General features: G+C 74.1%; 2 protein-coding genes and 1 pseudogene. 2 read left to right on the top strand and 1 reads right to left on the bottom strand.

Going from position 1 to position 6213, the window contains the following annotated elements; all coding sequences use genetic code 11:
- Both R6V09_RS43245 and R6V09_RS43240 read left to right on the top strand, forming a co-directional pair.
- Nucleotides 1–1702: beta-ketoacyl reductase (locus tag R6V09_RS43245; protein WP_317886962.1), on the top strand; the 1702-nt coding region annotated here is incomplete at its 5' end.
- Entirely contained in the window at nt 1699–5955 is a 4257-nt protein-coding gene (locus R6V09_RS43240; RefSeq protein WP_317886961.1) for a type I polyketide synthase, read from the top strand. The genes R6V09_RS43245 and R6V09_RS43240, both read left to right, overlap by 4 nt.
- Nucleotides 5956–5973: 18 nt before the next feature.
- Here the strand turns inward: R6V09_RS43240 and R6V09_RS43235 are convergent.
- Nucleotides 5974–6213 (bottom strand): annotated as a pseudogene (locus R6V09_RS43235) (hypothetical protein); the annotation flags it as partial.

Here is a 6213-nt window from a genome sequence, read left to right as displayed (position 1 = left end):
TTGGCAGCCCTCCGCTGTTCCGTCCGCGCCGGCGCCGACGGGCCGCTGGCTGGTGACCGGCACCGCGGGGGCCGGGGACCCGATGCGGACGAGGCTGCGGGAGCGGCTCGACGAGCCGGCGGACGGCCCTGTGGCAGGAGTGCTGTTCCTCGCCTGGCACGACACCGCCCCTGCCGACGTCCCGGCGGCTGCCGAACAACGGGCCCTGGCTGTGGCCGAGTCGGCCGCCTCCCTGGTCCGGGAGAGCGAGGACGGCGGTGCACCGCCGCCGCGCCTGATCGTGGTGACCCGCCAGGGAACGCACCCGGATCCCGTCCAGGGCGCACTGCGCGGACTCGTACGCACGCTCGCGATGGAACGTCCGGAACTCGGGGCCCGGCTGATCGATCTGGACCCCACGACGGGCCCGGACGCGGCGGCCGACCAGCTCCTGGCGGAACTGGGCGCCCCGGACGCGGCCGACGAGACGGCCTGGCGCGGTGGGACACGCCACGTGGCTTCCCTTCAGCCCCTGCCGAGCGCCCCGGGCGGCTCCCGTCCCGTGGTGCGCCCCGACGGCGGATACGTCATCACCGGCGGCACCCGGGGAGTCGGCCTGCGCACGGCCCAGTGGCTGGTCGAACGCGGCGCCCGCCACCTCGTGCTCAACTCCCGTTCCGCACCCGCTCCCGAATCGGCGGCGCGGATCGCCGCACTGCGTGCCGCCGGGGCCCAAGTCACCGTGATCCAGGGTGACTTGGCCGAGCCCGGGGTGGCCCGGCGGCTGGTCGATGCCGTCGCCGCGCCGGGTGTTCGACTGCGCGGGGTGGTGCACGCCGCGGCGGTCCTGGACGACGCCGTGATCACCGGCATGGACGCGGAGAGGTTCCGGCGCGTGTGGCGGGCGAAGGCCACCGGCGCCTGGCACCTCCACACGGCCACCACCGGCCCCGGCCTCGACTGGTGGATCGCGTACTCCTCCCTCGCCTCCCTCATCGGCTCGGCGGGGCAGGCCAACTACGCCGCCGCGAACGCGTTCGTCGACTCCCTCACGGCCCACCGAAGGGCTCTCGGGCTGCCCGGGCTGGCCGTCAACTGGGGTGCGTGGACAGAGGTCGGGCGGGTCCGCGACGTCGAGTTCGCGGGCTTCGACAAGCTGGGTCCGCGTGAGGCGTTCGCCGCCCTGGAGGAATTGCTGGGCGCGGACGCCGGGCAGGCGGGCGTCGTACGGTTCCGGCCGGCGGAGTTCCTCGCCCTCCACCCCCACCTGCGGGGCACGCCGTTCTTCACAGCCCTGGCGGCCGGCGAAGCGGTCCCGGGCGACGGCGGGTTCGAGGTGGGCGGACTCGCCCGGCTCGACGCGGCGGCACGCCGGAAGGCGGTGACCGCTCGGCTCGCCCTGCGCACCGGACAGGCCATGGGACTGCGCGACGCGGCGTCGACGGTGGACCGGCCCCTGGTGGCACTGGGCCTGGACTCGCTCGCCGCCGTGCGCATCAAGGCGTTGATCCACGAGGACTTCGGGATCGACCTCCCCGTCACCAGGCTCCTGGAAGGGGCGAGCACGGCCGACCTCGCGGCCGACCTGATGGCGGCCCTCGACGGACCCGACCCCGCCGGGCCGACCGAACTCCGCGACACGGCGGTCGACCAGGCCGTACGGCGTGCCCGGCAGCGCACCGCGCGCACCGGACGGCAACAGGCACGAAGGAGGAAGCGATGAGCGAGTACGACGGTCCGCTGGAGACGGAGGCCATAGCCGTCATCGGCATGGCCGGACGCTTCCCCGGCGCCCGGAACATCGAGGCGTTCTGGGAGAACCTGTGCGCGGGCCGCGAGTCCCTCGAAGACCTCGACGAGACCGGACTGCGCGCTGTCGGAGTCCCTGAGCATGTGCTCGCCGACCCCGGGTACGTCCGGCGGGCGGCCGTCCTCGACGGACACGACGAGTTCGACGCGGAGTTCTTCGGATTCCCGCCGGCCATGGCCGCCGCCATGGACCCGCAGCAGCGGCTGTTCCTGGAGTGCTGCTGGCACGCGCTGGAGGACGCGGGCCATGATCCGGCCCGGTACGACGGCCCGATCGGCGTCTTCGCCTCGGGGTCCTTCAGCGGCTACCTCGCCTACCACCTGCTGTCGCACCGGGACCCCAGGGAGATCCTCGGCTCGGGCACGTCGACGGAACTCATCCAGACCCTCGCCACGAACGACCTCAACTTCCTGGCCACCCGCGCCGCCCACACCCTCGACCTGCGCGGCCCGGCACTGACCGTGCAGACCGCGTGCTCCAGTTCCCTCGTCGCACTGCACCTGGCCTGCCAGAGCCTGCTGTGCGGCGAGAGCGACATGGCCCTCGCCGGCGGCATCTCCGTGAAGGTGCCCCACCGGGCGGGCTACGTCTACGACTCCGACTCGATGATGTCCGCCGACGGGCGGTGCCGCCCTTTCGACGCGGCGGCGAACGGCACGGTGTTCGGCAGCGGGGGAGGCGTGGTCCTGCTCAAGCGGCTCTCCGACGCGCTGGCGGACGGCGACCACGTGCGCGCGGTCGTCCGGGGCTCGGCGGTCAACAACGACGGCTCCCTGAAGATGAGTTACAGCGCCCCCAGCGTCGAGATGCAGGCGGCGGTCGTCGCCGAGGCCCTCGCCGTGGCGGGCGTCGAACCGGACTCCGTCAGCTATGTCGAGGCCCACGGCACCGGCACCGCCCTCGGCGACCCGATCGAGGTGGCCGCCCTCCGCAAGGCGCTGGACGCGGACGGAACGCGCACCGAGCCCTGCGCCCTCGGCTCCGCCAAGGGCAACATCGGCCATCTGGAAGCGGCTTCGGGCATCACCGGCCTGATCAAGACCGTCCTCGCTCTGGAGCACCGACTCCTGCCCGGTACGGCCCACTTCACCTCCCCGAACCCCGAACTCCACCTCGACGGCACACCGTTCGCCATCCAGCACCGCCTGGAGAAGTGGACCGGCGAGGCCCCGCTCCGGGCCGGTGTCTCCTCGCTGGGCGTCGGTGGCACAAACGCCCACGTGGTGCTGCAGGAAGCGCCGCCCGTCGCGGCCGACGCCGGTGACCGGGTGGTCCGGCCGGAAGTGCTGCTGGTCAGCGCGGGCAGTGCCGACGCACTCCGGGAAGCACGGGAGAACCTCGCACAGCACCTGCGCCGGGAACCGGCCGCGGACCTCGCCGACGTGGCCTTCACCCTGGCGGAGGGGCGGCGCACGTTCCCGTACCGCCACGCCGTGGCCGCGACCACACCCCAACAGGCCGCGGAGGCACTGGAATTGGAGGCGGGAGGCAGCAAGGCGCTGGGCACCGGGCCCAGCACGGTCCTGCTCCTCCCCGGCCAGGGAGCGCAGTACCCCGGCATGACCCGTGGGCTGTACCGGGCCGACAAGGTGTTCCGGCACGAGGTGGACCACTGCCTCGGACTGTTCGCGTCCCACGGGCTGACCGGACTCGGCGACGTGCTGTTCGGCTCCGACGAACAGCTGCTGCGGCGCACGGACCACGCCCAGGCCGCGCTCCTCACCGTGGAGTACGCGCTGGCCCGCACCCTGGAATCGTACGGACTGCGGCCCGACGCCGTGGCCGGACACAGCGTCGGCGAGTACACGGCCGCCTGCCTGGCCGGAGTCATGGACCTCCCGGACGCGGTACGCCTGGTCGCCGCCCGGGGACGTGTCATGGCCGCCGCCCCGCCCGGGGCGATGCTCGCGGTCCGGCTGCCCGAGGCGGAGACCACCGGCCTGCTGGAAGGGACCCGGATCGAGGTCTCGGCGGTGAACGAGCCCCGGGGCACCGTGCTCGGCGGACCCGGGGACGAGGTGGAGGAGCTCGACCGGGAACTACGCGCTCGCGGGGTCTCCACCAGGCTGCTGCACACCGCCCACGCCTTCCACACCGCGGCACTCGCCGAAGCGGCGGACCGTTTCGCGGAGTCCTTCGCGGGGGTGCGCCTCGCCCCGCCGTCGATCCCGCTCGTCTCGAACATCACCGGCGACTGGATGACCGACGCCGAGGCCACGGACCCGCTGCGCTGGGCCCGGCAGATCAGATTGCCGGTCCGCTGGGCCGACTCGACGGCCCTGCTTCTGTCCGAACCGGGGCGGCTCCTGATCGAGACCGGCCCGGGCCGCTCGCTCCTCACCACCGCACGCCGGGCCGCCGGCTGGTCCCCGGAACACCACCGGGCGGTACAGACGGTCCGGCACCCGGCCGACACCGGCGACGACCACCTGACGCTGCTGACCGGGCTCGGCCGGGCATGGGCATCGGGCGCCCCGGTCGACTGGTCCCGGGCGCGGGACGGACGGCCGCGGCGGCGCGTCCCGCTGCCGGGACACCCGTTCCGTCGTACCCGCCACTGGCGGGACTCGGCGTACGCGACGGACACCGGGCCCCGGAAGGCCCCTGACGTCCAGCCCGTCCAGGAGCACTCCCGCCCGGCGGTGAGGGCGAGCGACGCCACGACGGCCGACCCGTCGGCCGAGGAACTGCTCACCGCCGTCTTCGCCGAAGTGCTCGGCTTCGAGGAGATCGGCCGTCACGACAGCTTCTTCGACCTGGGCGGAGACTCCGTACTGGCCACGCAGATCGCCTCGCGCGCGCGAGCCCGCGGGCTCGACTTCCGTCCCCGGGACATGTTCGAGAACCCCACCATCGCCAGGCTCGCCCAGATCGCCGTCCCCCGCGCCGAACCGGCCACCGCACCCGCGGACGCCTACAGCGACCCCACCGCGGCCCTGCCCCTGAACCCGGGGCAGGCCCGCCGGGTCGCCGCACCCCACGCGGGACTTGAAGAAGCCGAGGCCTCGGCCTTCTCGGTCGACGACTCCGTCACGGCGGACCTTGTGGAGGAAGCCCTGGGACATGTGGTGGCCCACCACGACGTGCTGGGCCTACGGCTGTGCCGGCTCGACGGCGGATGGGAACAGCGGCCCGCCGCGATCGCGTGGCTCCCCGTCCACCGCCTGGCCGACATCGACGACCGGAGCGCCCGCGAGAACCTGTGGGGCGCGGCCGGGGACACCGACGGACACGCGGCCCTGAACGTCGGGCTGAGCGAGCGGCACAGGCGACTGGTGCTCCTGCCGCATCCCGCGTTCCTCGATCGCCGTTCCGTGCGCATCCTCGCGGACGACCTGCGCACCGCATGCCGCCAACTGCTGCACGACCGACCGGTGGAACTGCCCGCCGCCACAACGCCGTGGCGGACCTGGACGGCTCGGCGATCGGCCGGGGAGAAACCCACGCCGGACGAGCGCCGCTACTGGCTGGACCTCCTCGGGCGGGCGGATCCCGATCCGCTGCCCCCGGCGCGCGGTCCGGTCGAACCGAGGCGCGCGCGTCTGACGCTCGACGGGACGGCGAGCCGGGCCGTCGTCGGTCGTGCCCGCGCGTCGCGGGTGCTGGTCGCCGACGTCGTCCTCGCCGCGACGGCGAACGCGCTGAACACCCAACTGGGCGCGCGCGGGCGGCTGATCGACGTGACCGGCAGCACCAGGGCGACACCCGAGACCGGCTTCGACCTCAGCAGGACACTGGGAGCCTTCTCGACCGAACACCCGGTACGCGTGGATCCCGGTCCCACCGCCCTCACCCCGCCGTACATCCGGGAACTGCTGCGCGGTGTGCCCCGACGGGGACTCGGCTACGAGGCTCTCCGGCACACCGACGGCGCCACGACACCGCCGCTCGCGGACCTGCCACAGGCGGAGGTGCTCTTCGCCGATCTCGGTGCGCTGGGCAGCGCGACCGACCCGGCGACCGGCCCGCTCCGCCCCCTGACGGCGGACTGGACGGGGCCCGCCGCCGTGCCGGGCGCCCTCCGCCACGCCGTGGAGGTGCGGTCGTACCAGTGCGACGGCCTGCTGACCGTGGACTGCTGGTACGACGCGACACGGTGGGACGAGCGACAGGCCGACGCGATCCTCGCCCGGATCGAGGAGGCACTCGTCGCTCCGGCTGGCTGACATCCGGCAGGACCCCGGTCACCGGCTCCCGGCCGCCGCACCTCGCGGGATCGTCTCCCGCGGTGCGGCGGCCGGCGCCGTGCGGCGGACGAGCAGCAGGGCGATCAGCGCGCCGAGGAGGGCCAGGCAACCGGCAAGTACGAAGGCGCCGTTGAGGCCCGAGGCGTACGCCGCCCGGAGCAGCCGCCTCCTGTCGCCGCCCGGGCCGGTCGCCGTCCCGTCCAGGCTGTGCTGCATGCGGTTCTGGAAGACGGCGCC

Source organism: Streptomyces sp. W16, assembly GCF_033194735.1.
GTDB lineage: Bacteria > Actinomycetota > Actinomycetes > Streptomycetales > Streptomycetaceae > Streptomyces.
The sequence above is the reverse complement of the archived record's forward strand: the minus strand, read 5'-3'. Positions and strand labels throughout refer to the sequence as shown.